Raw genomic sequence first — 24,400 nt, 5'->3', positions numbered from 1 at the left:
CCATGCGCATCGATTCTCATCAGCATTTCTGGAAACTGAGCCGCGGCGACTATAGCTGGCTGACGCCGGACCTGGGCGTGATCCATCGCGACTTCGGACCCGATGACCTGCGCCCGATCCTCCAGCGTCACAAGATCGACGCCACCATCATCGTGCAGGCCGCGCCGACCATCTCCGAAACCGAATTCATGCTCGACGTCGCGCGCCGCACGGATTTCGTCAAGGCCGTCGTCGGCTGGGCCGATTTCGAAGCAAAGGACGCACCCGATGTCATCGGCCGGCTCGCCGCGCGGGACTATCTGGTGGGCCTGCGGCCGATGATCCAGGACATCCCGGATCCGGAGTGGATGCTGGGCGCTTCGATCGAGCCGGCGGTCGCGGCGATGGAACGGGGAGGGTTGCGCTTCGACGCGCTGCTCAAGCCGCCGCATCTCCAGCCGTTTCTGATGTTTCTGCGCAAGTATCCCAACCTGCCGATCGTCGTCGATCATGGCGCGAAGCCGGAGATCCGCAGTGGCGGTTTTGCCGCGTGGGCTCCCGCAATGAGCGAGATCGCGCGGGACGAGCACGTGTTCTGCAAATTGTCGGGCCTGATCACCGAGGCGAATGCGGACTGGCAGGTGGACGACCTGCGGCGTTATATCGATCATCTCGTGGCGTGCTTCGGCCCCGGTCGACTGATGTGGGGCAGCGACTGGCCGGTCGCCAACCTGGCCGGTGGCTACGATCGCTGGGTGGAAGCAAGCGATGCGTGCCTGTCTTCGCTCAGCGGCGATGAACGGGCGGCGATCTACGGTGGAACGGCGGCGCGGTTCTACGGCGTGTCCGCTTGAACTCAAGTCTGAGGAGAATCACGTGAAATTACTGCGCTATGGCCCGAAAGGGCGGGAGAAGCCGGGGCTTCTGGACAAGGACGGACAGATCAGGGATCTGAGCGCGCATGTTCCTGACATCGCGGGCGAAGTGCTTTTGGCCGATTCCCTGAAGAAGCTGGCGGCGCTCGACCCCAACAGCCTGCCGCTCGCCACCGGCGATCTGCGCATCGGGCCGTGCGTCGGACGGATTGGCAAGTTCATCTGCATCGGCCTCAATTACGCGGATCACGCCGAGGAATCGAATGCGCCGATCCCGAAGGAGCCGGTCGTGTTCATGAAGGCGACCAGCGCGGCCTGCGGTCCCAATGATGATGTCGAGATTCCGCGCGGGGCCGAAAAGGTCGACTGGGAAGTGGAGCTTGGCATCGTGATCGGCAAGCCGGCGAAATATGCGCCGGAGAACCACATCATGGATTACGTCGCCGGCTACTGCGTGATCAACGACGTATCGGAGCGCGAATATCAGCTCGAGCGCGGCGGCGGCCAATGGGACAAGGGCAAAGGCTGCGACACCTTCGGGCCGATCGGCCCCTGGCTCGTCACCAAGGACGAGGTGCCCGACCCGCAAAATCTCGCCATGTGGCTGGAGGTCGACGGCAAGCGCTACCAGAACGGCAACACCAGGACGATGATCTTCAACGTGCCGAAGCTGGTCTCCTATTTGAGCCATTTCATGAGCCTGCAGCCGGGCGACGTCATCTCCACGGGCACGCCGCCGGGCGTCGGGTTGGGGCAGAAGCCGAACCCAATCTATCTGAAGGCCGGACAAGTCATGCGCCTCGGCATCCAGGGCCTCGGCGAACAGCAGCAGCGCGTGGTGCAGGGGTAAGTGCGCACGCGTATTTGGCACGCTCTCGTTCGTCATGGTCGCGCTTGGACCATCCATGAGTTTGCCTGCCGCAACACGATGTGGCCGATAGAAACTCGTGGATGGTCGGACCAAGTCCGACCATGATGGGAGAGGGACGTCGTTTCTTTGCAGGGAGCGCGTCATGACAAAAATCACCGCCGTCGTCGTGCGCGACATTCGCTTCCCCACCTCGCGCAATCTCGACGGGTCCGATGCGATGAATCCGGACCCGGACTATTCCGCCGCCTATGTGGTGCTGAAGACCGATACGCCAGGCCTGGAAGGGCACGGCCTCACCTTCACTCTCGGCCTCGGCACGGAATTGTGCGTGGCGGCGGCAGAAGCGCTGGCGCCTGCCGTCATCGGGCGCGATCTTGCTGGCATCACCAAGAACATGGGCCAGTTCTGGCGCGGCCTCACCGCCTTCCGCCAGCTGCGCTGGGTCGGGCCGGAAAAGGGCGTGCTGCATCTTGCGACGGCTGCCGTGGTGAACGCGATCTGGGATCTCTGGGGCAAGGCGGTCAAGAAGCCGGTCTGGCGCGTGGTCGCCGACCTCTCTCCGGAAGAATTCGTACGCCTGATCGACTTCCGCTACATCACCGACGCGCTGACGCCGGACGAAGCGCTCGACATCCTCCGCGCCAACGACGGAAGCAAGGATGTGCGCATCGCGGAGATGGAGAAGAACGGCTATCCGGCCTACACGACCTCGGCCGGCTGGCTCGGCTATCCCGACGACAAGGTGCGGCGCCTCACGCGCGAAGCGGTCGCGAAGGGCCTCGACTACATCAAGATCAAGGTCGGCCGCGATTTGGCTGACGACAAGAAGCGCTGCAAGGCGGTGCGCGATGAGATCGGACCAAACCGCAACCTCATGATCGACGCCAACCAGGTGTGGGATGTCGGCCAGGCGATCGAATGGATCACGGAGCTCGCTCCCTACAAGCCGCTCTGGATCGAGGAGCCGACCTCGCCCGACGACGTGCTCGGCCACGCCGCGATCCGCAAGGCGGTGAAGCCACTCGGCATCGGTGTTGCGACCGGCGAGATGTGCCAGAACCGCGTGATCTTCAAGCAGCTGATGCAGGCCGAGGCGATCGATTTCTGCCAGATCGATTCCTGCCGCCTCGGCGGCGTCAACGAGATCCTCGCCGTCCTGCTGATGGCGAAGAAGTTCGGCATCCCGGTCTGCCCGCATGCCGGCGGCGTCGGCCTGTGCGAGTATGTCCAGCATCTCGCGCTCATCGACTACATCTGTGTCTCGGCGAGCCTCGAGCACCGCGTGGTCGAATATGTCGACCATCTGCATGAGCACTTCGTCGATCCGGTAGTGGTGAAGAGCGGCCGCTACATGCCGCCGAAGATGCCCGGCTATTCCATCACCATGAAGCCGGAAAGCCTCGACCGCTACGAGTTCCCGAACGGCGCGGAGTGGCGCAGCTGACGGAGGGGCAATGGGCGCTGAGTCACCTTATGCGACTGCGTCCATCGCGGGCTTCTGCTCCACCAGCGGGAAGTGCACGTCGAACCTGGCGCCTTGGCCGGGCTCGTTGTCGACCAGGACGAAGCCGCCATGGTCGCGCACGATGCCTTGCACGACGGAAAGGCCGAGGCCGGTGCCTTCGCCGACCGGCTTGGTGGTGAAGAACGGATCGAACAAGCGCGCCTTCACATCCGGAGAAATGCCGGGACCGGTATCGACGACAGAGATCCGGCAGAACGATCCGGGCTCGACCTCCTGGCCGGTGATGGCCGTGCTGTCCTCCAGCTCGACCTGGTCGAGCGTGACGCGGACCGCGCCGCGATTCGGGCCGATGGCACCGACCGCGTTGCTCACCAGGTTCATGATCACCTGATGGATCTGCGTCTGGTTGATTTTGCAGTTCAGCTGAGCCGCACGCACGTCCATATCGAGCGCAATGGTGGCCGGCACCATCGCGCGCAGCATGCGCAAGGTGCTCGCGATCTCGGCAGTCATATCGACGATGCAGCGCTCCGAGCCTTCGTCGCGGCTGAAGGCCAGGATCTGCCGGACCAGCTCCTTGACCTTCAAGGCAGCAGACATCACGTCGCGCAGCTCTTCGCTGAGCTCGCTGTCCTTCGGTGCGTCCAGCAGCAACATGTCGACGGCCCCGATGATCGGGATCAGCGTGTTGTTGATGTCGTGCGCGATGCCGCCGGCGAGGGTGCCCAGCGCCTCGACCTTCTGGGTCTGCTGCAGCTGATCTTGCAGCATGCGCCGGTGCTGCTCGGCGAGCTTGCGGGCGGAGATGTCGGTGAGAGAGCCAGCGGCGCGATAAGGCCGCCCGTCTTCATCGCGGATCACCGCGCCGCGGTCCGACACCCAGCAATAGCTGCCGTCGAGCCGGCGCAAGCGGTATTCGATGGCGAAGGAGCGCGCGCTACCGCTGAGGCAATCCTGCAGAGCGCGCAAGGTCGCGGGCAGGTCGTCGGGATGAACCAGGCTCTGCCACCAATCATTGTTCTGCATCCGACCGGACAGGTTCGTGTCCGGCGGATAGCCGAGCATTTCCATGCAGCGGCCGGACCAGAAGAGCTTGCCCGTGCGCAGATCCCAGTCCCACAGGCCGTCATAGGCGCCCTCGAAGGCCAGGGCGTAGCGCTCCTCGCTCTGTTTCAGCGCGGCTTCGCTTTCGGCCAGACGCTTCTGCGCGCTGATCAGCTCGGATACGTCCCGCACGACCGTGATGCCCGCGACGACATTGCCCTCGTCGTCCCGCAGCGGGCGTCCGTTCACGCTGACGACAAAGCCGTCCGGCCGGCTCGGGCCACGCACGACCACATTGAGGTCGTTGGTTTCCAGCCCCCGTAAAGCGCGCGGCAGCGCCAGCTCCTCCGTCGCCACCGGCGTGACACCATCCAGATGAAAGCGCTTGTAGTTCTTCAGCCAGGATTCGAGCTTGTCGCCGCGCCAGTCGCCGAGCATCTCCTGCGCTGGGCGGTTGAACACCAGGAACTTGCCGTTCGTATCGACGGCGAGCAGTCCGTCGCTCATCGATTCCAGGACGGCGTCGAGCATCTTGCTCTCCTGGGCGTGGGCCCGCTCCCGTGCCAGGATCGCATCCTCGCGGCGCAGCATGGCTCCGAGGATGATCGTGCCGCCCAAGCCGTTGCCGAGGACAAAGACAGCAAAGACCACAGGCGCCGTCTCTGCGACGTCACGATGAGCGACCAGCGCACCGAGTCCGCCGGCCAACGCCATGCTCAAACCGAGCAGCGCGAGGGCAGCCGTTGTGATCGGGGCTTGCCTCCGTCGATGAAGGAAAGCGAAGCCGATCCCGACCGCGCTGGCGACCAGCGCCTCAGTGACATGGGCGTAGCCGTGCGCGTGGCCGACCAGCCGGAAGAAGCCGGCGATGATCGTCGTAATGATCGTGGCCAGCGGGCCACCGAACACCGCCGACAAGGCGATGGGAAGCAGCCCTGCGTCCATCGCCTGCTTGCCCGCAAGGACCACGGGCAGCATGGTGCCAATCGCGGCACCGGCGCCGAACAGCAGGCCAAGCAGAATCGTCCGCTGCCACTCGTTGCGCGCGGCCCTGACAGTCTCGCGGTAGCAGAGGACGATTGCAGCGAACAGGCAGACATTCTGCAAGCACTGCAATATCCACCCGGTGTCCAGCTCCATCCGAAAGGCCTGTTGATTCTCGGTGCATTCATTCTTTCGGATGATCATGAACCAGAACTTAAGAGATGCTGAGGCAAGCCTTTTGGCGTAAGGATTGCCTAAACCAAAGGTGTTAGGCTGTGCGGGTTAGCAAGGGGTTTCAATTTATGGCAATTGCCGCGGAATTGCTGTCGGCCCATGAGGCGAACCGGTCCGTCATGTCGGATCGCGGCGAAGGGCGCATCCTCATCGTAGCCAGAAACGCGCCGCCACTGAAATTGCTGGAGGCCTAGAACCATGCCAGACATCAGGCTCCCGACCGGCGCGGCTCCGGTCTTCGAGACGGAGCGGTTGAGGCTGCGGCCTCATCGGGTGGAAGACATCGACGCCTGCGTTGCGATGTGGGCCGATCCCATCGTCACCCGTCACATCGGCGGCAGGCCGTTCTCGCGCGAGGAGACCTGGTCGAAGATGCTGCGCTATGCCGGCCACTGGGCGCTGATGGGCTTTGGGTATTGGGTGGCAGAGGACAAGGCGAGCAACGACTTCCTGGGTGAAGCAGGCTTCGCCGAATTCCGGCGCGAGGTCAGCCCCTCCATCGAAGGCCTGCCGGAAATCGGCTGGGCGTTCGTTCCCTCGGCCCATGGAAAGGGTCTAGCGACCGAGGCAGTGCAAGCGATCTGTGCCTGGGCCGACCGGAATTTCGGGTCGACCCCGACCGTCTGCATCATCGACCCGGAGAACATCGCCTCCGCCTGGGTCGCCAAGAAATGCGGCTACCAGGAATTCCTGCGGGCGATCTACAAGGACCATCCGACGATGCTCTATCGTCGCCAGGCCTGACGCGACGCCGAACGGCAAACGTCAGGGCATAACAACTCGCCCAGCTGCAGGCGACGCCCAGCTGTTACAGATTTTGCGCAGATGACACGCTCCAACGCCGGCTCGCCCACTATGCGAGCCGACGCTAGTTCCCAACGATTGCCGGCGGGCGGTTAGACTGAAATCTCGGGCCCGCTGGTGGGATCGAGGTCGATCGTGTCTGTGACTTCAGCGTCCTGCGGGACCAGGCTGTTCTTCCGGTCATCCGCCCAGTGCGCCACCTTCACCACATAAGTGGTCTGCTCGCTGATCGCGTCGCCGCCACCGCGCTCCACGACGTGCAGGCCCTCTGTTCCAATGAAGAAAGTATGGTGCCCGAACACCGATTCGAGCTGCGGAACGGTCGGGTGATCGTCTGGGATCACCTCCGCCGGCAGCTGATCCAGCACCTGATCAACCTGGGACTCGTTAAGTTTCATGCCTCGGTTCCTTGGCTGGTGTTAACGAATCCACCAACAAGGACAGCGGCAATGGGTTCCCTCAGAAAGGATGGCGCGCGCTCCTTTAATGCATTCGCTCTTCCGACGGCGCCTCCAAGGCACCGGTCATGAGTGCGACCGCCTCTGACATGGAGTATTTCTTGGGATCGATCACCGTCAGCCGCCGGCCAAGGCGGTGGATGTGGATGCGGTCCGCCACCTCGAACACATGCGGCATGTTGTGGCTGATAAGCACGATGGGCAGGCCGCGGCGCTTCACGTCCAGGATCAGCTCCAGCACCCGGCGCGACTCCTTGACGCCGAGTGCCGCGGTCGGCTCGTCCATGATCACGACCTTGCTGCCGAAGGCGGCGGCGCGCGCGACCGCGACGCCCTGGCGCTGACCGCCGCTCAGGGTCTCGACCGGCTGGTTGATGTTCTGGATCGTGAGCAGGCCAAGCTCGGACAATCGCTCACGCGCGACTCGTTGCATGGCCGCCTTGTCGAGCTTGCGGAACCAGGAGCCCAGCGGGCCCTTTGCCCTGATCTCCCGGCCCAAGAACAGATTATCCACAATGGAAAGGGCAGGGGACAAAGCCAGGTTTTGGTAGACGGTCTCGATGCCGGCGCGGCGCGCATCCATGGGCGAGCGGAAATGGATCGGCTTGCCGTCCATCAGGATCTCGCCATGGTCGGGCATGATCGCCCCGGTCAGCGCCTTTATCAGCGTCGACTTGCCGGCGCCGTTGTCGCCGATGACAGCCAGGATCTCGCCGGGATAGAGGTCGAAATCGGCGTGGTCGAGCGCCGTGACCCGGCCGAACCGTTTGACGAGGCCGCGGGCCTGGATGATGGGAGCCGGGTTCGTCATGCCGAGACCCTCCGCAGCCACTGGTCGATCGCCACCGCCGCAATGATGAGGAAGCCGACCGCGAATTCCTGCCACAGCACGTCGACGCCCGAGAGCGCAAGGCCGTTCCGGAACACGCCAACGATGAGCGCGCCTATGAGCGTGCCGATGATGGAGCCGCGCCCGCCGAAAAGGCTGGTACCCCCGATCACGACCGCCGTGATGCTATCGAGGTTCGCCGTGTAGCCGGCCTGCGGGCTGACCGATCCGATGCGGCCGATCAGCGCCCAGCCTGCCACCGCGCAGATGAAGCCGGCGATCCCATAGACCGAGAGCAGCAACCCGTTGGTGCGGATGCCGGCCAGCTTGGCCGCCTCCGGATCATCACCGATCGCATAGATGTGTCGCCCGAACGATGTCCAGTTGAGGATGTACCAGAACAGGAATACCAGCCCCAGCATCAGGATCGAACCGATCGTGATGCGCGCCTGGCCGATGACGAAGGGCGTGCCGGTGAATTGAAGGAAGCCGGCTGTTGCCGCGATGTCCTGGGACCGGATGCTTTCGCTGCCTGAGTACCAGAGATTGAGCGCGAAGAAGATGCTCCAGGTGCCGAGGGTCACGATGAAAGGCGGCAGGCGCAACCGGGTGACCAGCAGGCCGTTCATGATGCCGCACAGCGTGCCGACCACCAGGCCGCTCGCGAAGGCCAGCGGAACGGGCAGCCCGACGTCGATGGCGAACTTGCCCATCACCACGGAGCTCAGGACCATGATGGCGCCGACCGAGAGATCGATGCCCGCGGTTAGCACGATGAGAGTCTGCGCCACGCCAACGATGCCGATGATGGTGACCTGCTGCAGCACCAGCGAGAAATTGAACGGATGCAGGAATTTCTGGCCGGCGATGCTGGAGAACAGGATGATGGCAAGCACCAGCACGATCGCCGGGATCGCCGTCGGATGCGCATGCAGGAAATGCTGTAGCCGCCTGAGCGGCGTCGCAGCATCCTCCTCGAACGACGCAATGCTCTGGTCGGCTTTCTTCAGGGCCTGCTCGTAGCCGGCTGGGCCGGCCCTGCTTTCCGTGTCGGCTCCGCTCATGCGGGACTCCCCTGATCTGCAGGCATCCTTGCCTGCGCACGCTACAACGCCCTCCCCCAAGTTGGAGGAGAGCCGGGGTGGGGGTTGCTCTATCGAGCGAAGGCTGGGTCGAGCTGAACCATCGCCCCCACCCTAACCCTCCCCCGCCTCGGGGGAGGGAAGGAGGGCTCGTGGATCTTTTGTGGTTGGAAACCTGGACTCAACCCCAGCACTTCGCAAGGCCTTCCTCGACGCTGAGCGAGGGAACGCCGTCCACCGGTTTGGCGGTGATGAGCTCAACGCCCGTGTTGAAGAAGTCGAGGCCAGGCGAATTCTCCGGCTTCTTGCCGGTCTTCACGTAGTTGACCACTGCCTCGACTCCCATCGAGGCCATGAGCAGTGGATATTGCTGCGAGGTGGCGCCGATGATCCCCGCTTCGACGTTCTTGACGCCCGGGCAGCCGCCGTCGACCGAGACGATCAGCACATCCTTTTCGCGGCCCACCGCCTTCAGCGCTTCATACGCGCCTGCCGCGGCCGGTTCGTTGATCGTGTAGACGACGTTGATGGTCGGGTCCTTCTGCAGCAGGTTCTCCATCGCCCTGCGGCCGCCCTCCTCGTTGCCCGAGGTCACGTCGTGGCCGGCGATGCGCGGATCGTCCTCGTCGCCGATATCGGTCGGGTCCTTGATGTCGATGCCGAAGCCCTTCATGAAGCCCTGGTCGCGCAGGTAATCGACCGTCGGCTCCATCGGGGTCAGATCGAGAAAGCCGATACGCGCATCCTTCGCGTCCTCGCCGAGCGTTGCCGCAGCCCACTGACCGATCAACTCGCCAGCCTTGAAGTTGTCGGTGGCGAGCGTGGCGTCGGCAGCAGTGATCGGCTCCAGCGGCGTGTCGAGCGCGATCACCATGATGCCGGCTTCGCGCGCCCGCTCGACGGCCGGGACAATCGCCTTGGTGTCGCTGGGCGTAATGAGAATGCCCTTGGCGCCGGCGGCGATCAGGCTTTCGATCGCGGCGACCTGGGATTCATTGTCCCCGTCGACCTTGCCGGCATAGGAGCGCAGTTCGACGCCCAGCTCCTTGGCCTTGGCCTGTGCGCCTTGCTTCATCTTCACGAAGAACGGATTGATCTCGGTCTTGGTGATGAGGCCGACGATGATGTCTTCGGCGAGGGCAGGGGCTGTGCCGATGAAGGCCAAGCAGGCAGTGCCGAAGGCAGTACCCAGGGCGATCTTCTTCAAGCTGCGGAATGATAATGATGCTGTCACTTTCGTCCTCCCATGGTTCCCCGCTTCGGGGTCGAACATTGATTGAGATAGATCTGCGGCCGGGGCGCTGTGCCAGGGTCGCGCAACCCCGCATGCGATGGAACCGACCGCCGCGCTCATTCCAGACAATGTTTCACGGCGAGTCAATAATTAAATCACGCGGATTTAGTTATTGACCCCGAGCAAGAAAATGGGGCACTTTCAAAGTGTAAGGCCGCTCAGGCCAAGGGCCCAAATAACAGCAATTCGATGGCAAAAGTCGGTCCAGAGATCGCAGTTCCGCAGGTGCCGAGCATCGGACGGACGCTCAGCACGCCGCCGCTGCATCCGGGCGATCTGGCGCGCGGCGGCAGCCAATCGGGCGTGCGGCTCTATAACGAGCGGCTGGTGCTGTCCCTGATCCGCCGCTACGGCAGCCTGCCCAAGGCGGAGATCGCGCGTGTCACCGGGCTCTCGGCGCAAACCGCCTCCGTCATCGTGAAGCAACTCGAAGCGGACGGGCTGCTGCTGCGCCAGCGGCCGCAGCGCGGGCGTATCGGCCAGCCGCCGGTTCCTCTCAGCCTCAATCCCGACGGCGCCTATTCCATCGGCCTCAAGGTCGGGCGCCGCAGCGCTGATCTTGTGTTGATCGATCTCATGGGAAAAGTGCGCGCCAGCCAGCACCGGACCTATCGCTATCCGGAGCCCGGCCCGACTCTCGACTTTGTGCGCGACGGCATTGAAGAGCTGCAGCGCGACTTGAAGCCGGCACAGCGCGCGCGCATCTCCGGCCTCGGCATCGCGACACCATTCGAGCTCTGGAACTGGGAAAAGGAGATCGGCGCGCCGCACGATGTGCTGCAGGTCTGGCGCACTTTCGATTTGGTGGGCGAGGTGACGAAGCTGTCGGGCTGGCCCGTGCAACTCTGCAATGACGCGACCGCCGCTTGCGCCGCCGAGCTCTCCTTCGGCATCGGCAGCCGGTATCGCGACTTCGTCTACTTCTTCATCGGCTCTTTCATCGGCGGCGGCATCGTCCTCAATGGCATGCTCTATCAAGGCCGCACTGCCAACGCCGGCGCCCTGGGCTCCATGCCGGTGAGCGGCGAAGGGCCGCTCGGCGTGCTGCAGCTCATTCGCTCGGCATCGCTCTACCGCCTGGAACAGCTGATCAGCAATCAAGGGCGCGATCCCTCCATGCTGTGGAAGACGCCGCAGGACTGGGGCGAGATCGGCAATCCGCTCGATGTCTGGATCAAGGATTCCTCGATACACCTTGCGCAGGCGATCGTGGCGTCCGTCTCGGTGATCGATTTCGAAGCCGCCATCATTGATGTTGCCTGTCCGCCCGACGTGCGTACGCGCCTGGTCGAAGAAACGAAGAAGCAGATCGCGCAGCTGGACCAGCAGGGCTTGTCGCCATTCACCACCGTCGAGGGCAGCATCGGCAGCGACGCCCGCGCCATCGGTGGCGCCAGCCTGCCGCTGCTGACGAACTTCGCGGTGGACCGGGAGATCTTTCTGAGAACGGCGGGGTAGGAACGTTCATCGGCTCCCCGCCGTCGTGGTCGGAGCAACTCCGACCACGACGATGAAGAGGCTATGCCAATCCCAGGTAGCTAAGGATGACAGCAATGACAACCACCACGCCGATGATGTAGAAGATGTTCATAATCCTCTCTCCACAACAAATGACAGCATGGCTGCCCAGGAGGCAGCATTGCCGTTTCCTGTAAACAAGTTCGGTGGCAGGTTAGGTTCCGTGACGCGCGGCGGACAAAGCACGCGCCAGGTCCGTTGCAGGTCCGCCGCTAGAACGCCCGCGGAATATCTTCAATATTGTACGGCGTCGCTTCGTACAGCGCTTTGATCCAGTTGGTGTAGATGTGCGCCGTGTGCCGCCAGGTGTTGCGCGGCATGCGGTCGGGGTTATCGCCGGGGAAGTAGTGGAGCGGCAATGGCCAGCGCGAGTCCTTCGCAGAATCGCGCTTGTACTCCACACCCAGGGTCTCTGTGTCGTATTCCGGATGATTGAGGATGTAGACGCGATGGGGGTAGAGGAACCGCCCGCGATCATAGGGCGCGCTCTCGACGATGATGTTCGGGCCGCCCTCCTCGGAATCCGCCACGATCTCCAGAGCCTCGTGTTCGAGGATGTCCTCGCGGCGCGGGCTCTTCCAGCGCGAGACGGGAACCGGGAACACATCGGGGAAGCCGAACAGCAATCCGGTCTTGTCCGACACGAGGTGATGCTCGAACAGGCCGAACAGCTTCTGCTTGCTCTTGTAGCTCTCGATATCGTGGAAGTGCTTCAGCGCCGCCTTGGCACCCCAGCACAGGAACATCGATGACAGAACGTTAGTCTCCGACCAGTGTAGGATCTTCTGCACCTCCGGCCAGATGTCTTCGTCGCTGACGCGTTCCTTGAGCGCGTTCACGCCCGTGACGATCAAGCCGTCGAACTTCTGGTCCTTGATCTCGCTCCAAGCGCGATAGAACTTGCGGATGTGCTCGGCCGGCGTGTTCTTGGTCTCGCGGCCGGCATGCACGTCGCGCACGTACGTGTCGGTCGTCGCGAAGGTCAGCTTGACCTGCAGCATGGTATTGCCGAGCCAGAGGGCCAGTTGCCGTTCGGTCGTCTGCTTGTCCGCCATCAGATTGATGATCGCGATCTCGAGGGGGCGGATGTCCTGATGCTCCGCCCGCGCGCTCTCGATCGCCAGCGGCGTGCCGAGCGACGGCAGGAAGGGGTGGATGGCTTCGCTGTTGATAATGACCGGCATAAAAACCCTCGTCGCGGGCGGGCTATGGCCGCCTCGTTCCAACCGCGGGTAAATAGGGCAAGTCCGGCGTTACCGCAACAGCAACTCCGCCACTAGGTTCGAGGCGGCCCAATGGGGCATATGGCCGGCATTCTTGACGAAATGCACTGCTGCCCGGGCCGGCATCTGGGCCGCATGCTGCCAGGGGATGATGCGGTCCTTGAGGCCGAAAATGGCGGTTACATGCGCTTTCACGCGCTCGAGATCGGCCAAGATGGAATGAAGCTGCCCGCAGCCATCATTGATCGACGCGGCAAGCGCGCGCAGCACGCTGCGCCGGGCCTGGATGCGGCTGAGCAGCTCCGCCAGATAGCTGGGCGACAAGGCACCGCCATCGAGCTTGGCGAGTTCGCGTTCAAGGTCGGCGGTGGTATCGGCGCCGATCATCCGGTCGATGAAGCCGGTATCGATCTCCTTGCCCAGGCCGGCCGGCGCCAGCAGCATCAGACGTTCGAGCGCAACTTCGCCCTCGGCCGCGATCTTGGCTGCGACCATGGCGCCGAGGGAGTGGCCCACCAGCCGGACTGGACCGACGGCGAGCGCGCGCAGGACCGTGGCCGTCGCATCGACCAGTTGATCGAGGCTCGTGGCCGTGGCGTCGCTGCCGCCATGACCCGGCAGATCGATGGCGAGGACACGCAAGCCGCCTTTGGCAAGGCGCCGCGCCGCCAACGCGTAGGAATCCGCGTCGGCAAACAGGCCGTGGATCAGAAAGGCATCGCCGCGGCGCTGGCCAGCGGCCGGCCATTCCCGTACCTGGATCGTGCCGTGGAGCGTCGCGACCTGGATGGCGGCCTGTGGCGCTTCGCTCGTGCGGGTGCTCGCGGCCAACACATCATCGCCGCTGATCCGTCCGTTTCGGCCCGTGCCGGTGAGGGCGGCGAGATCGGTGCCACGATCCCGCGCCAGCCGCCGAGCACGCGGGCTCGCGCGCAAGCCGTCATCGGCCGGCCGCGTCGCGATCGGCGCTGCCGGCTTTGCCATCGTCGGGGTTGGAGCCGCCGGTTTCGGCGCCGCTGCCAACTCGACGGCGCCGGCAACCTCGATGCGCGCGATTGGCGCATCGACCGGGATCATGTCGGCTTCGGCGGCGAGATGCTCTATCATCACGCCGTCCTGCAGAGCGGGCACTTCCACAACCGTCTTGTCGGTCTCCACCTCGAGCAGGATTTCGCCGCGCTTGAACTTGTCCCCCGGCTGCTTGAGCCAGGCGACGATGCGGCCTTCCTCCATTGTCTCGCCGAGACGGGGCAGGGGGAGATTTACAGTGCCCACGCCGGCGCCTTCCTTTGCACCAACCACAGGCCGGTTTCCGTAATGAGCTGCGCGTTCGGCACGGCGTTGCGCTCGAGCGGCGGCGAGACCGGGATCGGGATATCCTCGCCCGCCACGCGCGCGACTGGCTCTTCCAGATGATCGAAGCAGGATTCGTGGATGCGCGCCGACAGCTCCGCCGAGAAGCCGCCTGTCAGGTGCGCCTCCGTCACCACCATCGCACGGTGCGTGCGGCGCACCGAGTTGGCCACGGTCTCCTCATCCAATGGATTGAGGGTGCGCAGATCGATTACTTCCGCCGAGACGCCCTGCGCCGCCAGCTGCTCGGCCGCCGCGAGGGATTCCAGCAGCATCTTTGAATAGGTGACGATGGTAAGATCATGGCCGGCGCGCCGCACGACCGCCTTGCCCCACGGCGCGTCCGGCTGGGCAGTATCCAGCGTGCCCTTCTGCACATAGAGCCCCTTGTGCTCCAGGAACACGACCGGATCCGGCAAAGTCAGCGCATGGCGCAGCAGGTGATAGGCGTCATTGACTGTCGCCGGCATGGCGAGACGCAGGCCGGGCACATGCGCCATCCAGGCCTCGAGCGATTGCGAATGCTGCGCGGCGGCGGAGCGGCCAGTGCCACCCTGGCTGCGCAGGACCATCGGCACGCCGATCTGCCCTCCGAACATGTAGCGGATCTTGGCCGCTTGGTTGGCGAGCTGGTCCATCACGATGCCGACGAAATCGACATACATCAGCTCTGCGACAGGCCGAAGGCCGCTCATTGCGGCGCCGACTGCCGCACCGACGATGGCGGCCTCGGAGATCGGTGTATCGAGGATGCGCTCCGGCCCGAACTGGTCGATCAGGCCCTTGGTCACGCCATAGGCGCCGCCATAGAGGCCGACTTCCTCGCCCAGCACGACGATGTCCGGGTCCTCGTTCATCGCGTCGATGAGTGCCTGGCGCAAAGCCTCGCGATAGGTAGTCTCGATGGCGCTCATTTCGCCGCCTCCGATAGGATGGCGTTGAGACGTGTGCGGACCGGCACCGGTTTCGGCTGATCGGGCGCGAATACGTCCTCGAACATCGAATCCACTGACGGCAACGACGAATTGACCGCGGCCTCGAGTGCCGCATCCATCTCTGCCGCAATCTCCGCGTCGAGCGCATCGAGTTCCGCTGCCTTTGCGCCGCGGGCGATCAACTTATCTCGCGCTTTCTTCAAGGGATCGCGCGCGCGCCCGGCCGCTTCCTCCGCCTCGTCGCGGTAGGGGCTCTTGTCCATGCGCGCATGGCCATAAAAGCGATAGCAGGTGAGCGACATGAAGCCCGGCTTGCCCTGGCGCGCATTGCTGAGCACACGCTCCGCCGTTTCGTGCACGAGCTCGACGTCCGCGCCGTCGACGATCACGCCGTCAAGCCCGAAGGCGCGGGCGCGGTCATCGAAGGCCAGATTGGCGGCGGCACGGTCGACCCGCGTGCCCATGCCGTACTGGTTGTTGATGCAGGCGAACACGACCGGGAGGGACCAGAGCGCGGCCAGGTTCATGCTTTCATAGAGAATGCCCTGCTGCATCGCCCCATCGCCGAAAAAGGCGACCGACACGCGCGGCTGCTTCTTGCGCTTGTAGGCGAGGGCAGCGCCTACCGCGTGCGCGATGCCGCCGCCCACGATCGCGTTGGCGCCGAGATGGCCGAGCCCCATGTCGGCGATATGCATGGATCCGCCCTTGCCGCGGCAATAGCCGTTCGCCTTGCCGGCGATCTCCGCCAGCATGCGCGCCGGTTCCGCGCCGCGCGCAACGAAAATGCCGTGCCCGCGATGGTGCGTGGTGAAGCTATCTTGTCGCTCCATGGCGTGGACGACGCCCGCGATGCCCTCCTCGCCGATGGACAGGTGCAGCATCGAGCCCGCGCTTTCCGAGCGCACAAACAATTCGCTGACCCGCTCCTCCAGCGAGCGGATGCGACGCATGTCGCGATAGAGCGCGTGGAGGAGTCTGTTATCGGTACTCATGTTGTTTCACGGACCTTTTTCAGCGCGGCATAGAGCTCGCGATACCGGGAATAGAACGAGTCGTAGCGTCTGGTATTGGCGGTGTTCGGCTCAATGGTACGGGCTGTGCGCACCATGGCCTTCGCGCCTTCCTCGATGGTGCGGAAGCGGCCGGCCCCGTGAGCGGCGAGGATGGCGCAGCCGAGGGCAGGGGCATCGGACACTTCAGTGAGTTCCAAGGGTGCGCCGATCGTGTCGGCATGGATCTGCAGCCAAAGCGGCGAGTGGGTCGCCCCGCCCGCCACCACGATGCGCTTGGGCGTGAACGCCGCGCCGAAATTCTCGACGATCAACTTGGTGCCGAGGCAGATGCCCTCGATGATCGCGCGATACACGTGCGCCGGTGTGTGCTTCAGCGTGAGACCCGTGATCGCTCCACGCGACAAGGCATCGGTGTAGGGTGTGCGGTTGCCCTGGAAATGATCCAGCACCAGCAGCCCCTCACAGCCGGGCTCGATCTTGGCCGCCTCTTCATTGAGTGCATCGAAGCTCGTGCTAGGCGCGAAGTGGCGCTTGAACCAAGCGATGACAGAGCCAGTCGACGTCTGGCCGCCTTCGATCACCGGCTTATCGGGATAGACGGCGTCCATATAGGTGCCCCAGATGCCAGGCCCGTGCACCGGCTTGGCTGCGATGCCGAGATGCAGGTGCGAGGAGCCTGTGATCAGCGCCATCTCGCCCGGCTCGGTCACGCCGAGGCCGATGACGCCGATGAAGGCGTCGGCACCGCCTTGCACCACCGGGGTACCGGCCTTGAGGCCGAGGTGATCCGCTGCGGCTTTGGCGAGCGTGTCGATCACGTCGCCGGGGCGCACGACTACCGGCGGCCACTTCTGTTCCAGTTCTTCGAGCTCCAGCGCCTCCAACAGCGAGAGCGGCAATCCGCCTTCACGGCTCTGGTAGTGCCAGCGCACCGACATGTTGTTGAGGGATGCCACCCAGCGGCCGGTCAGGCGCCAGTTGATGTAGTCCTGATATTCGCAGATATGCGCGGCGCGCTGGAACAGCTCCGGCTGGTTGCGCTTCATCCACAGCGATTTCGGTACCATCCACTCGGCGGAGACCGGGCCGCTGCCATCGCTGTTGATGCGCAAGGCGGGATCGCCGCTCGCCGCGACGTCGGCAGCCTCGGCCGCGGAGCGGACATCCATCCAGATCATGGCGGGTCGCAGTGGCGTGCCGTCCGCGTCCACCGCGACGACGGAGCAGCAGGTGGTATCGACGCACAACGCGAGCACATCTTTGGCAGAGATGCCGGCGGCGCTCACCGCGCCGCGCACCGCTTCGCCCATGCCGCGCCACCAATCCTCCGGGTTCTGCTCCGCCCAACTCGGCTTGGGGAATTGCGTCGGGTAGGCGCTGGCGTGCGCGCCTTTCGGCCGCCCTTCCAGATCGAAGACGATCGCCCGGATGCTCTCCGTCCCGCCATCAACGCCGATCAGATAGGCCATGTCCTCCCCTCGTGTTTTGTCGAGGCGAATGTGGCTGGTTTCAGCGGCCCGTGGCAAGGCTCGAGCAGGGCAGCATTAAAACGCGTTTACAAGCCGACTTCCGCGCGCACGCGATCGGCGCCGGAGAGCATGCGCCATCTGGTCCGGTAGGCGGTAATGTCGACTGCCGGGCGCAGCGCCGCCACAGGCAGCGAGGCCGGCCAATTCGGATCGGCCAGCAAGGCGGCGCCGAGGCTGGTGCCTTGGGTCTCTGCGCTGGGCAGAACCGGACTCTCCGGGCGCAAGGCGGCGAGGGCGGCGATGTAGACATTATTCGTAGCGAATGGCCCGTCGAGGATGATCGGCCCACGCGCGGTCAGGACATCCAGCATCAGGTCGGTCATCAAGGCGCAATAGACCGCGCCCAAGGTGGATGGATCGGATGCCGCAGCATCATTGCCGTGCTCATCGACGATGCGGCCCTTCCGGCCGGCGAACGGGCCACCCTGGTCCGAGAACGCCGGCAGAGCGTAGCAGGGCACGGCCAGCAGCCGCGTGAGCTTGTCTTCAGCTGATCCACCGACGGCGCGGTGTTCGCCGGCGATGCGCTCCAGCTCGCGGCCGCCCAGGAAGCGCGCGCTCGCCACCAAGTTGCCGAGCGCATCGACGTTGCCCAGGCAGTCGAGATGCTCGCCCGCCGCAGGCAGATTGCCGCCGGCCGCCAGCAGGATGATCCAGGTGCCGGTCGAGGCGACCGTGAAGGGTTCCTGCAACAGCGAGCGCCAGCGCAGGAAGGTGGCGTTGCTGTCGTGGATGCCACAGCGCACCCGGCACTGAGGCGAGAGGCCCGTGCGCGCCGCGATCTCCGGCCGGATTGGACCCAGCACGTCGCTTGCCTTGCGGAGCGGCGGCATCAGCCGGCGCCAGCCCGTCGTGTCCACCAGCCGCGAATAGTCCGCAACACGCGGGCGCCACAGATCCGTGTGACAGCCAAGCGCCGTGAGTTCACTGGCCGCGACACCACTCAGCAGGAAAGCCCAATATTGCGAATAGCCGACGATGGCCTTGGTGCGCGCGAAGGCTTCGGAGAATTTGCGCTGCAGCCAGAAGAGCTGCCGCCCCGTGTTGTGGCCGCAGGGCAGGCGCGGACAGGCCGTCTCGGCAAAGTCGCGCGCAAGCTGTTCGTATTCAGCGTCGAAATCGGAGATGTCCTGCTCGTAGTCCAGCATCGGCAGGACGAGACCGCCGCCATCAATCGCCGCGACGCTGGCGCCGTGGGCGACCGGCACGATGTCGGTGATGGTGAACTGGCGCGACAGCGCCGTGAGCTGATCAAGCGCCCAGTCCCAGATCCGGTCGTTGGCAAGGTGAAGGTACGGCGGCGCGGGATGCGGCTCGTTGTGGCGCCGGCGCTGTTCGATGATGCCGCCGTCGGCCACCAGCGTCACTTTGACGTTGGTCTTCCCCACGTCGAGAATCGCGATCGCATCCATGCCGCCATCCTTGCTCAAACCGGGCAAGGATGGCGAGAGGCAACGCGCCGTCAGGCCGACCTCAATGATGGTCCAGATTCATCGGAGTTGGCTGGCGCGAGCGCCTTGCGCATCCGCGTGAGGGGCATGCTGATGCGGTCGCCGAGATCCACATGGAATGGGTCCAGGACCTGGTATCCAACGCTCCGGTAGAACCCGCGGCTGTTCTCTGTGGCGCCTAGTTCGGCAGTGCGCAAGCCTGCGGCGCGCAGGGCGTTCTCGACCGCGCTCATGATCCCGCGACCGATGCCCTGGCGCGCGGCGAGCGGCTCCACGAACACGCTGCGAACCGTCGCGCGGCTCGGATCCGGCGAGTGCACGTTATCCTTAGTGTGGCGCGCATAGCCCGGCAGACGCGTGGTCCATCCGCCGCAGCCGACGATCTCGCCATCCGCTTCGGCCAGCAGATAAGTGCGATCGTGGACCAGATAGTCATCCATCGTGCCGATGCGCGCGATGTAGGCCTCGATTTGGGTTGCAGAATACCGGAGGCGGCCCAGCATGCGCATGGATCGTTCCTGGAGCTCGCGCAGGGCAGGGATATCGGCGCTTTCCGCCAGGCGAATCTCGATCTGGTTCATGTGCGTCTCACGTCGTTTGGGCTCTGGGGCAGCGGATATACGCAGCCGCTTTACATCACTGAAACGAATTTATATGATCCATTGAATCAATAATATTGATCATGCTGGAGCCAGACCTTCTCCGCACTTTCCTGGCGATCTGCGACGCAGGCGGCTTCACCGCCGCTGGTGCCGTGGTCGGGCGCACCCAATCGGCGGTGAGCATGCAAATGCGGCGCCTGGAGGAGCAGCTCGGGTGCAGCCTGTTCCACCGTTCCGCGCATGAGGTGGCGCTGACCCCGCAGGGCGAGGTACTGCGCCGCCACGCCCGGCTCATCCTCAATGCTCAGCAGGCCGCCCTCGCAGCCCTCGATCGGCCTGATGTGCCGTACGAGATCTCGCTCGCTATCCCGGACGATTACGCGCTGGGGCTACTGCCGCCCGTGCTGCGAGACATCGCCACCGTCCATCCGAACGCGTCAGTCAACATAACCTGCGAGCCCTCGCGCGAGATCATCCGGAACATGGCGGAGGGCGCTTATGATCTGGCCCTCGTCACGGAGGGACAAGGCCCAGTGACGGGGCCGGTCGTGCATCAGGAACCTTGCCACTGGGTTAGCAGCGCCAACGGCGATGTTCACGGTGTTGATCCATTGCCGGTGGCCTTCCGCCCGGAGGACGACACGTATCGGCGGTGGGCGATTGACCGGCTGGTGGAGCATGGGCGCTCGTTTCGCATCGCCTACACCTCGACCAGCATGGCAGCCATTCGGGGTGCGGTTGCCTCCGGCCTCGCCGTCAGCGTGATGGCACGGAGCAGCATGACCACCGCCATGCGCGCCCTGACTCGCGCCGATGGATTCCCTGATCTCCCGGTTCTGCGAATCTGCCTGATAACGAGTCCCCGCAATCGGACAGAGATGGTGCAGGCGCTCGAGAATTTTCTGGTTAAGCGGATGCGGGAGCGGGCAGGCGGCATTGTCGACCGTCCTACTCCGGCCCCGCAGCGCATCCGAAAAAGGGTGGGCAAAGGCGAGCGCGATCCGGCCAAGCGCCGACGCCGCGGCTGAATCAGCGCCGGTGTGTCTCACCGTAGCGCGGCGGAGGCGAGGGGCTCGCCTAGCCGCCGTAGGCCTTCGCCATCTCGTCGAAGTGCTTCTCCGCGTCCTCGAGCGATTCCAGCGCACGCAGCATGTCGATGAGGGCCCAGAGCAGAGCTTCGAGGTCGGTCAGCTCCTTGCTCACCATCTCGCCCGCATCCTCGATGTCGCCGACGATCTTGCCCAGCGTCCTGGTCGCGCCGCGCAACCGTCCGCGCGTCTTGCGGTCTTTCGAAGTATCGTTGTCGAATTGGGTCTTCCTATTGCCCCTGAGCCTCTTGCTGATTTTGCGGATCAGCTTGTCGACTTCCCGTCGGACGGCGTCCGCGGCAGTCTTCAACGCCTGCTGGATCGCCCGAAAGGCCGGTCCAAGTACGGCGGTCGACATGGTGCCCCTCCTTCCCCAACGCGCATCGCTTGCAGATGGCGGCGCCAATACTACTCCTGGAGGCAGGTCGCGACAGGGGAAATTGCCAAAGGTTGTCGAGCAGAATACTTTGATGTATGATATCTTAATATTAAGAGACTGATCTGATGCAGGATTTCATCGACCGGTTCGAGATCGAAGCTCCAAGGACCAGGCCGGGCATCCATCTGGGGGACACGGCCGGTCTCCTGCGGGTCATGCGGCTGGCGGCTCATCTGGAGCGGGACTTCGCCGCGAATTGCGCGGTGAAGCCGGGCGAGTTTCAGGTGCTGGCCGCCTTGCGCCGACGCGATCCCCTCCCGATGCGCGCGACCGAATTGGCGCGGGCGGCGATCCTGACCACGGGCGCCATGACCGCGGTCCTCGACCGGTTGGAAGAAGAGGGGCTGGTCCGCCGCGAGATCGACAGCGAAGACAGGCGGGCGCGGCGCGTCACCATCACCGAGAAAGGCCGCACCATCATCGACCGGGCGCTCGACCAGCGAATGGCGCGGCATCGCGCCCTGAATGCCGTCCTCACCATAGACGAGCGCGAGACCCTGTCCGCCATCCTGCGCAAGTTGTTGATTGCGGTCGAAGGCGAAGCTGCCTAGCCAAGCGGCGGCGCTGCTTGTATGCAGGGAGCATGCTCCGCTTTGCCGCAAACATCTCCTTCCTGTTCAAGGAACTGCCATTCCTCGACCGCTTTGTCGCGGCGGCCGAGTCAGGGTTCAAGCTGGTCGAGTGCCATTGGCCGTACGACAATGCGGTCGAGGCGCTGCGCGATCGCCTGGAGCGCAACGGGCTCAAGCTGGTGATGGTGAACACGGCGCCCGGGAACCTCGACGCCGGCGATTTCGGGCTGGGTGCCGTGCCGGGACGGGAAGCGGATTTCCAGGCGGCGCTAGATCAGGCGCTGCTCTATGTCTCAGCGCTCGGCGCGACGCGGATCCACTGCATGGCGGGCAAGGTACCGGTGACGTCGACCACCCATGGCACCTTCGTCGACAACCTGCGCCGTGGCGCCGACAAGGCGCGCGAGAAAGATGTGACCCTGGTGATCGAGCCGATCAACGCGCGCTCCGCCCCGGGCTACTTCCTCACCAACTCGCAGCAGGCGGTCGACATCATCGGCGAGGTCGGTCGGCCGAACGTGAAACTGCTGTTCGACGTGTTCCATCTGCAGATCATGGAAGGCGACCTCATCACGCGGCTGGAAAAATTGAAGCCGCTGATCGGCCATGTGCAGATCGCCGCCGTCCCCTCGCGCGCCGAGCCGGACGAAGGCGAGATCAACTACCGCGCCATATTCGATGCGCTGGAGCGCATCGGCTATGACGGCGTCGTTGGCTGCGAATACCTGCCGCGCGCGGGCACGAAGGAGGGCCTGGTGTGGATGAAGACGTTGGGCGTCACGCCGAGCTAGGCTCCGCTTTGGAGTGTCATATCGTCTCCAAGAACGCCTCTATCTTTTCCGCTACTAGGTTGGGCGTGTCCAGCATGGCGAAGTGGCCGGCGTCGGGCAGGTACGAGAGCCGCGCATCCGGGATGAGAGACTGCAGGCGCTTTGCGGTCTCGGGTGCAAGCCAGCGATCCTCGGCACCCCAAAGGATCTGGGTCGGGACCGTGATGCTCGGATAGAGCGTTTCGAGTAGGCCGGTGAAGTCATGATCGTACTGCGCGACCTGACGGTAGTACGCGGCTTGGCCTGCTTCGCCGGTCCAAGGCCCGAGCAGCGCCAGCAATGCTGCCTCATCGAGCACGCGGCTGACTGCGGAACGAAGGTGCGCGGCCAGCATCGCCTCGTGCACATAAGCGGGTAAGGCCCGGAACACGGCGACATTGGCGCGTACCAGCAATGAATAGGGCGTGCCCCAAGGATTGAGTGTCACCCCGTCTATGACGGTCAAGCTTCTCGCCCCCACCCGCTCGACAAGATGCGCGCCCAGCACGGTGGCGGCGCCGAAGTCGTGGCCGACCAGGTGCGGGCGCGCGAGGCCGAGATGTGCGACGAACTCGGCCAGCACATGCGCTTGCGCGCGCAATCGCACATCCTGGTCCTCATACTTGTCCGATGCGCCGTAGCCGGCGAGGTCGTATGTGATGACCTGCAAGCGGGATGCGAGGCGCGGCCAGACCTTCTCCCACACAAAGGAGGAACTCGGTGTCCCATGCACCAGGACGACTGGCGCACCTTCGCCATGGATGTCGTAACGGATGCGCCCCTGGCTGGACGGGAAGAACCGGCTCGCTTTGGCCATTCGCATCACCATGAATTCAATTTGAGTGATGCCGCAAGGATGAGCGCAGAACGCGGCCATGATAAGCGAATTCTCTTGCGGCAATACTTGAAGAAAGTTCAAATGCCGCCGGCATGGTGAATTACCCTCCCTTCGCGCCTTTGAAGTCGTTCTTTGCCGCTGCTGAAGCCTCGGAGTCCGGGCGGCTGCGGGCCGCCGCGAAACAGCTGGGGCTCACCGAATCCGCGGTATCGCACCAGATCAAGCGGCTGGAAGAGTTCTTCGGCATTGCGCTGTTCGAGCGTCATGGGCGCGAGCTGCGGCTGACTGCGGCGGGCGCGCGCTTCCATCGTGCGATCCAACCCGCCTTGGCGACGATCGAGACGGCGACCGCCGACATGATGACCGGACCGCAGCGGCAGCGAGTCACGATCACCGTGCCAACCTCGATCGCAGCCTTCTGGTTGATCCCGCGCATGGCGAAGCTGCAGCAGCGCCACCCGTCGGTCGATCTGCAACTGGTGGCAACGAATCGCCTGTGCGATCTGGCACGCGAGCACATCGACCTCGCGATTCGCTATGGTGCGGGTCAGTGGCGCGAGCTCGAAGTACGACCATTGATGCCCGAGCTGTATTTCCCCGTCGCAAGCGCCGCGTTTGTGCGCAAGCACGGCGCGTGCGACCCGGCAGAGCTGCTGAAGAGCAGTCGCATAATTACCAATGCGCTACATCCTGATGAGTGGAGTGAGTGGTGCAGCGCGCACGGCTTGCAGCCACCACGAACATCCAACATGATCACGCTGACCTCGGCGGAGCTGGTCGTGCCAGCTGTGCTCGATGGGGTAGGGATCGGGATGGGGCGGCGGCCGATCATCGATCCATTGTTGAACGACGGAAGGTTGGTGCCATTGTTCCGGGACCGGGCAATCGGCAAAACGGCTTATTACCTGGCGCAGCCGCGCGCGAGTCGGAGCACGGCGGCGCGCAAGGTTGCGGAATGGCTGGTCGAGGAAGCGAGACAGGCGAACGAAGGCAAGTTGACCACTGGAGCAGGCGGAACGGTCAGCGGGGAACGATCCGTCGGCGCCAGGAGGAACAAGAAAGCAAGAGGATGAAAAGCATGGCCCGCAACGCCTGCGAACTCGAGCGG

General features: G+C 64.3%; 24 protein-coding genes. 10 read left to right on the top strand and 14 right to left on the bottom strand.

The annotated features are described in order from the left end of the window. Positions 1-2 precede the first annotated feature (2 nt). The 3 genes from DTX69_RS08490 (at position 3) to DTX69_RS08480 (ending at position 3,169) form a co-directional block, all read left to right on the top strand. Positions 3-833 (top strand): amidohydrolase family protein, encoded by an 831-nt coding sequence (locus DTX69_RS08490; protein ID WP_119301090.1) that lies wholly within the window; start codon positions 3-5, stop codon positions 831-833. Positions 834-855: 22 nt separating this feature from the next. Continuing rightward, positions 856-1,704: a fumarylacetoacetate hydrolase family protein gene (locus tag DTX69_RS08485; protein WP_119301089.1), complete on the top strand. Its 849-nt coding sequence runs from the start codon at positions 856-858 to the stop codon at positions 1,702-1,704. 163 nt (positions 1,705-1,867) lie between these two features. Continuing rightward, entirely contained in the window at positions 1,868-3,169 is a 1,302-nt protein-coding gene (locus DTX69_RS08480) for an L-fuconate dehydratase (RefSeq protein ID WP_119301088.1), read from the top strand. A gap of 27 nt (positions 3,170-3,196) precedes the next feature. On the opposite strand, the gene DTX69_RS08475 is transcribed toward DTX69_RS08480, so the two are convergent. Next, on the bottom strand, positions 3,197-5,341 hold the full coding sequence (locus DTX69_RS08475; protein ID WP_284735635.1) for a PAS domain S-box protein: 2,145 nt from the start codon (positions 5,339-5,341) through the stop codon (positions 3,197-3,199). A gap of 179 nt (positions 5,342-5,520) precedes the next feature. Between DTX69_RS08475 and DTX69_RS30595 the strand changes: the two genes are divergently transcribed. Continuing rightward, positions 5,521-5,646, top strand: a complete 126-nt coding sequence (locus DTX69_RS30595; RefSeq protein ID WP_284735634.1) for a hypothetical protein — start codon at positions 5,521-5,523, stop codon at positions 5,644-5,646. A gap of 4 nt (positions 5,647-5,650) precedes the next feature. Beyond that, positions 5,651-6,196: a GNAT family N-acetyltransferase gene (locus tag DTX69_RS08470; protein ID WP_119301086.1), complete on the top strand. Its 546-nt coding sequence runs from the start codon at positions 5,651-5,653 to the stop codon at positions 6,194-6,196. Between the two features lie 152 nt (positions 6,197-6,348). Here the strand turns inward: DTX69_RS08470 and DTX69_RS08465 are convergent, their stop codons facing one another. The 4 genes from DTX69_RS08465 to DTX69_RS08450 form a co-directional block, all read right to left on the bottom strand. After that, the gene (locus DTX69_RS08465) at positions 6,349-6,654 is read right to left on the bottom strand and encodes a hypothetical protein (RefSeq protein ID WP_119301085.1); all 306 of its coding nucleotides are present in this window, start codon (positions 6,652-6,654) and stop codon (positions 6,349-6,351) included. A gap of 85 nt (positions 6,655-6,739) precedes the next feature. Next, entirely contained in the window at positions 6,740-7,525 is a 786-nt protein-coding gene (locus tag DTX69_RS08460; RefSeq protein WP_119301084.1) for an ATP-binding cassette domain-containing protein, read from the bottom strand. Next, positions 7,522-8,607, bottom strand: coding sequence for an ABC transporter permease (locus DTX69_RS08455; protein ID WP_119301083.1), 1,086 nt, complete (start codon positions 8,605-8,607; stop codon positions 7,522-7,524). Before DTX69_RS08455 ends, DTX69_RS08460 begins: the two co-directional genes overlap by 4 nt. Positions 8,608-8,806: 199 nt before the next feature. After that, complete coding sequence (locus DTX69_RS08450) at positions 8,807-9,859, bottom strand: sugar ABC transporter substrate-binding protein (protein WP_284735633.1); 1,053 nt, start codon at positions 9,857-9,859, stop codon at positions 8,807-8,809. Between the two features lie 249 nt (positions 9,860-10,108). On the opposite strand from DTX69_RS08450, the gene DTX69_RS08445 reads away from it, so the two are divergent. After that, on the top strand, positions 10,109-11,377 hold the full coding sequence (locus DTX69_RS08445) for an ROK family transcriptional regulator (protein WP_119301081.1): 1,269 nt from the start codon (positions 10,109-10,111) through the stop codon (positions 11,375-11,377). 272 nt (positions 11,378-11,649) lie between these two features. On the opposite strand, the gene DTX69_RS08440 is transcribed toward DTX69_RS08445, so the two are convergent. From DTX69_RS08440 to DTX69_RS08410, 7 genes are all read right to left on the bottom strand, one after another. After that, positions 11,650-12,621, bottom strand: a complete 972-nt coding sequence (locus DTX69_RS08440; RefSeq protein WP_119301080.1) for a homoserine O-succinyltransferase — start codon at positions 12,619-12,621, stop codon at positions 11,650-11,652. Positions 12,622-12,690: 69 nt separating this feature from the next. After that, positions 12,691-13,935, bottom strand: a complete 1,245-nt coding sequence (locus DTX69_RS08435) for an acetoin dehydrogenase dihydrolipoyllysine-residue acetyltransferase subunit (protein WP_162916980.1) — start codon at positions 13,933-13,935, stop codon at positions 12,691-12,693. Next, a complete protein-coding gene (locus tag DTX69_RS08430; RefSeq protein WP_119301078.1) occupies positions 13,923-14,927 on the bottom strand; it encodes an alpha-ketoacid dehydrogenase subunit beta in 1,005 nt (334 codons plus the stop codon). Before DTX69_RS08430 ends, DTX69_RS08435 begins: the two co-directional genes overlap by 13 nt. Then, positions 14,924-15,943: a thiamine pyrophosphate-dependent dehydrogenase E1 component subunit alpha gene (locus tag DTX69_RS08425; protein ID WP_284735632.1), complete on the bottom strand. Its 1,020-nt coding sequence runs from the start codon at positions 15,941-15,943 to the stop codon at positions 14,924-14,926. The genes DTX69_RS08430 and DTX69_RS08425 overlap by 4 nt, the downstream gene beginning before the upstream one ends. Continuing rightward, positions 15,940-17,433 (bottom strand): FGGY-family carbohydrate kinase, encoded by a 1,494-nt coding sequence (locus tag DTX69_RS08420; protein ID WP_119301077.1) that lies wholly within the window; start codon positions 17,431-17,433, stop codon positions 15,940-15,942. The genes DTX69_RS08425 and DTX69_RS08420 overlap by 4 nt, the downstream gene beginning before the upstream one ends. An 86-nt stretch (positions 17,434-17,519) precedes the next feature. Next, positions 17,520-18,905 (bottom strand): FGGY-family carbohydrate kinase, encoded by a 1,386-nt coding sequence (locus DTX69_RS08415; protein ID WP_162916966.1) that lies wholly within the window; start codon positions 18,903-18,905, stop codon positions 17,520-17,522. A 50-nt stretch (positions 18,906-18,955) separates the two neighbouring features. Then, positions 18,956-19,525: a GNAT family N-acetyltransferase gene (locus DTX69_RS08410; RefSeq protein ID WP_119301075.1), complete on the bottom strand. Its 570-nt coding sequence runs from the start codon at positions 19,523-19,525 to the stop codon at positions 18,956-18,958. A gap of 101 nt (positions 19,526-19,626) precedes the next feature. Here DTX69_RS08410 and DTX69_RS08405 point away from each other — a divergent pair, with 101 nt between their 5' ends. Beyond that, complete coding sequence (locus tag DTX69_RS08405) at positions 19,627-20,574, top strand: LysR substrate-binding domain-containing protein (RefSeq protein ID WP_162916959.1); 948 nt, start codon at positions 19,627-19,629, stop codon at positions 20,572-20,574. Positions 20,575-20,623: 49 nt separating this feature from the next. Here DTX69_RS08405 and DTX69_RS08400 read toward each other — a convergent pair whose 3' ends face one another. Continuing rightward, complete coding sequence (locus DTX69_RS08400; RefSeq protein WP_119301073.1) at positions 20,624-20,992, bottom strand: hypothetical protein; 369 nt, start codon at positions 20,990-20,992, stop codon at positions 20,624-20,626. Between the two features lie 146 nt (positions 20,993-21,138). Between DTX69_RS08400 and DTX69_RS08395 the strand changes: the two genes are divergently transcribed. Both DTX69_RS08395 and otnI read left to right on the top strand, forming a co-directional pair. Then, a complete protein-coding gene (locus DTX69_RS08395) occupies positions 21,139-21,624 on the top strand; it encodes a MarR family winged helix-turn-helix transcriptional regulator (protein ID WP_119301072.1) in 486 nt (161 codons plus the stop codon). A 32-nt stretch (positions 21,625-21,656) separates the two neighbouring features. Continuing rightward, a complete protein-coding gene (otnI, locus tag DTX69_RS08390; protein ID WP_119301071.1) occupies positions 21,657-22,436 on the top strand; it encodes a 2-oxo-tetronate isomerase in 780 nt (259 codons plus the stop codon). A gap of 16 nt (positions 22,437-22,452) precedes the next feature. On the opposite strand, the gene DTX69_RS08385 is transcribed toward otnI, so the two are convergent. After that, positions 22,453-23,271: an alpha/beta fold hydrolase gene (locus DTX69_RS08385; RefSeq protein ID WP_162916952.1), complete on the bottom strand. Its 819-nt coding sequence runs from the start codon at positions 23,269-23,271 to the stop codon at positions 22,453-22,455. A gap of 113 nt (positions 23,272-23,384) precedes the next feature. Between DTX69_RS08385 and DTX69_RS08380 the strand changes: the two genes are divergently transcribed. Further along, complete coding sequence (locus DTX69_RS08380; RefSeq protein ID WP_119301069.1) at positions 23,385-24,365, top strand: LysR substrate-binding domain-containing protein; 981 nt, start codon at positions 23,385-23,387, stop codon at positions 24,363-24,365. Positions 24,366-24,400 lie beyond the last annotated feature (35 nt).

This window comes from Dongia deserti, from assembly GCF_003574735.1.
In the GTDB taxonomy this organism is placed as follows: Bacteria; Pseudomonadota; Alphaproteobacteria; order Dongiales; family Dongiaceae; genus Dongia_A; species Dongia_A deserti.
This window is presented reverse-complemented; position numbering and strand designations above follow the sequence as displayed.

What these genes read in the sequence shown, in the direction of transcription:
- DTX69_RS08490 (WP_119301090.1), top strand. Translation starts at nt 3, where the DNA reads ATGCGCATCGATTCTCATCAGCATTTCTGGAAACTGAGCCGCGGCGAC.
- DTX69_RS08480 (WP_119301088.1), top strand. Translation starts at nt 1,868, where the DNA reads ATGACAAAAATCACCGCCGTCGTCGTGCGCGACATTCGCTTCCCCACC.
- DTX69_RS30595 (WP_284735634.1), top strand. Translation starts at nt 5,521, where the DNA reads ATGGCAATTGCCGCGGAATTGCTGTCGGCCCATGAGGCGAACCGGTCC.
- DTX69_RS08470 (WP_119301086.1), top strand. Translation starts at nt 5,651, where the DNA reads ATGCCAGACATCAGGCTCCCGACCGGCGCGGCTCCGGTCTTCGAGACG.
- DTX69_RS08465 (WP_119301085.1), bottom strand. Translation starts at nt 6,654, where the DNA reads ATGAAACTTAACGAGTCCCAGGTTGATCAGGTGCTGGATCAGCTGCCG.
- DTX69_RS08460 (WP_119301084.1), bottom strand. Translation starts at nt 7,525, where the DNA reads ATGACGAACCCGGCTCCCATCATCCAGGCCCGCGGCCTCGTCAAACGG.
- DTX69_RS08455 (WP_119301083.1), bottom strand. Translation starts at nt 8,607, where the DNA reads ATGAGCGGAGCCGACACGGAAAGCAGGGCCGGCCCAGCCGGCTACGAG.
- DTX69_RS08445 (WP_119301081.1), top strand. Translation starts at nt 10,109, where the DNA reads ATGGCAAAAGTCGGTCCAGAGATCGCAGTTCCGCAGGTGCCGAGCATC.
- DTX69_RS08440 (WP_119301080.1), bottom strand. Translation starts at nt 12,621, where the DNA reads ATGCCGGTCATTATCAACAGCGAAGCCATCCACCCCTTCCTGCCGTCG.
- DTX69_RS08430 (WP_119301078.1), bottom strand. Translation starts at nt 14,927, where the DNA reads ATGAGCGCCATCGAGACTACCTATCGCGAGGCTTTGCGCCAGGCACTC.
- DTX69_RS08425 (WP_284735632.1), bottom strand. Translation starts at nt 15,943, where the DNA reads ATGAGTACCGATAACAGACTCCTCCACGCGCTCTATCGCGACATGCGT.
- DTX69_RS08420 (WP_119301077.1), bottom strand. Translation starts at nt 17,433, where the DNA reads ATGGCCTATCTGATCGGCGTTGATGGCGGGACGGAGAGCATCCGGGCG.
- DTX69_RS08415 (WP_162916966.1), bottom strand. Translation starts at nt 18,905, where the DNA reads ATGGATGCGATCGCGATTCTCGACGTGGGGAAGACCAACGTCAAAGTG.
- DTX69_RS08410 (WP_119301075.1), bottom strand. Translation starts at nt 19,525, where the DNA reads ATGAACCAGATCGAGATTCGCCTGGCGGAAAGCGCCGATATCCCTGCC.
- DTX69_RS08405 (WP_162916959.1), top strand. Translation starts at nt 19,627, where the DNA reads ATGCTGGAGCCAGACCTTCTCCGCACTTTCCTGGCGATCTGCGACGCA.
- DTX69_RS08400 (WP_119301073.1), bottom strand. Translation starts at nt 20,992, where the DNA reads ATGTCGACCGCCGTACTTGGACCGGCCTTTCGGGCGATCCAGCAGGCG.
- DTX69_RS08395 (WP_119301072.1), top strand. Translation starts at nt 21,139, where the DNA reads ATGCAGGATTTCATCGACCGGTTCGAGATCGAAGCTCCAAGGACCAGG.
- otnI (WP_119301071.1), top strand. Translation starts at nt 21,657, where the DNA reads ATGCTCCGCTTTGCCGCAAACATCTCCTTCCTGTTCAAGGAACTGCCA.
- DTX69_RS08385 (WP_162916952.1), bottom strand. Translation starts at nt 23,271, where the DNA reads ATGGCCAAAGCGAGCCGGTTCTTCCCGTCCAGCCAGGGGCGCATCCGT.
- DTX69_RS08380 (WP_119301069.1), top strand. Translation starts at nt 23,385, where the DNA reads ATGGTGAATTACCCTCCCTTCGCGCCTTTGAAGTCGTTCTTTGCCGCT.